Origin of the sequence: Kitasatospora putterlickiae, assembly GCF_039527695.1 — a bacterium.
In the GTDB taxonomy this organism is placed as follows: Bacteria; Actinomycetota; Actinomycetes; order Streptomycetales; family Streptomycetaceae; genus Kitasatospora; species Kitasatospora putterlickiae.
Genome location: NZ_BAAAKJ010000193.1, coordinates 31,239 through 33,008, shown reverse-complemented (window position 1 = coordinate 33,008; position 1,770 = coordinate 31,239). Strand labels below are relative to the sequence as shown.

Annotated in this window: 1 protein-coding gene and 1 pseudogene; one reads left to right on the top strand and one right to left on the bottom strand. The window is 71.1% G+C overall.

The window, feature by feature from the left end; genetic code table 11:
- Nucleotides 1-1,250 (bottom strand): NsdA family TPR-like regulatory protein (locus tag ABD308_RS19430; protein WP_344336256.1); only part of this gene is annotated, 1,250 nt, incomplete at its 3' end.
- Between the two features lie 283 nt (nt 1,251-1,533).
- Between ABD308_RS19430 and ABD308_RS19425 the strand changes: the two are divergent.
- A pseudogene (locus tag ABD308_RS19425) lies at nt 1,534-1,770 on the top strand (polyprenyl synthetase family protein); the annotation flags it as partial.

Here is a 1,770-nt window from a genome sequence, read left to right as displayed (position 1 = left end):
GCCGAGCCGGCCGGCCCGCCCGTCCGGGGCGCGGAGAGCCGGGCGGCCCGTGCGAGCAGGCGGCGGGCGGACGGCTCCCGTTGGTAGGGGCGCAGCCCCGCCCGCAAAGCGCGCAGGGCCGAGTCGCCACGGGCCGACGAGATCAGCGGGTAGTCGTCGAGGAACCCCTCCCAGGTGGTGCAGGCGAGTTCGAGGTGGCCCTGGCCGAGCTGGAGCTCGGCGAGCCGCGCGGTGGTCAGCATCCGGGCCCGGCGTTCCTCGGGGTGCCGATGACGCAGCGACACGGCCAGGGCCCCGCACGCCCCGGGAATGTCCCGTACCGCTGCCAGCACCTCGGCCTGCTGGTGCGCGAAGGCGGCCGGGTGGTACCCACCGAGCACCGAGACGGCCGCCTCATTGCGGTCCAGCAGCCGCTGCACCCGGCCCAGCTTGGCGAACGCCTCCTGCCGCATCCCCACACCGGCCAGCGCCACCGCCTCCTGCCCCGTGACGAAGGCGGCGAACTGCGGCTGGACACCGGAGATCTCCCGGCCCGCGCCCTCGGCGAACTGCAGCGCCAGCTTCGGGTGCCCCACGTAGTGGGCCTGGACGCTCATCTGGCGCAACGTCATCGAGTACCGCTGCCGATCGCCGATGCCGGAGGACAGCTGAGCCGCCGTCCGGTAGTACGCCTGGGCCGCCCCGTGCAGGTTGTCGTCGAAGCACATCGTTCCCGCGAGGTAGGCGAGATCCGCGCTCGCCTGGCGAAATCTCTGCGCGATGGAGGGGGTCGCCGAGCATTCGAGGGACGGTGCTATCTCGGTCGACAGATGGGCCGCCAGGGCCGGCCGGAGCCGGGCCCCTCCGAAGATCAGGTCCGATTTCGCGAACAGCACCACCATCAATTCGGCGGCCTTGGCGTGACCGATTCCGATCCTCCCGGACCTCGGTTCCGCACCCGTCGCCTGTTTCGGAAGTGACAGTTCGGACGTGAGTGAATACGGAAGTCGTTGTAGGGCCCTCAGGGCGGTCGGGGTGTCCTCGGCGAGTTCGCGCAACCGATCCTGCGGGCTTGCCGCGGGAGGAGTGTCGACCGCTTCCGCGAACCCGGCCTGAGCGGGGTGGATCGTGCGGCCGAGGGCCCGGGAAAGGACCTGGCAGATCAGCACGCAGACCTGTTCGCGGGGGCGCGTCCCGGCCAGCCAGTGGGCTACGGCGGTGCGATCGTAATGGATCGCCAGTGCCGTTCTCGCGCCTTCGGAATTGACCATGTTCGCCAGTTCCTGACCGGTCCATCCGGTTTCGTCGAGAAGCGCGCGGAGTTTCAGATTGGGTGTTCTTCGGGCGTGCAAGCCAACCCCCCAGCGCCGGCCGCAGGCCGATGGAGTGCCAGATTCAACGCCCGGTGGACATTCAACAGACAGGGACGGCCCCAGGGGTACCGAAGCACCGAACGGACGGGCGTACTGACACTGTGAGCGCTGACGGCCCGCCCTGGCAAGTACGGCGGCCCGGTCAAGGGACGCGCTCCGGTGAGGACGAAGAGGAGTGGCGATGACCGACGTGACGACCGGCCCGGAAGGAGGCCGTGCCGAACACCTCCTGGAGCAGGCCCGACATGCCGTCGACGCGCTGCTGGCGGCCTCCTTCCAGGAGATGCCCGCACGGATGGGGCTCGTCTGCGGCTACCAGCTCGGCTGGTGGCACACCGGCGGGACGGGCCGCGTCGGCGGGGCAGGGAAGGCGTTGCGCCCGGCGCTCGTCCTGGCGGCGGCGCGGGCCTCGGGCGGC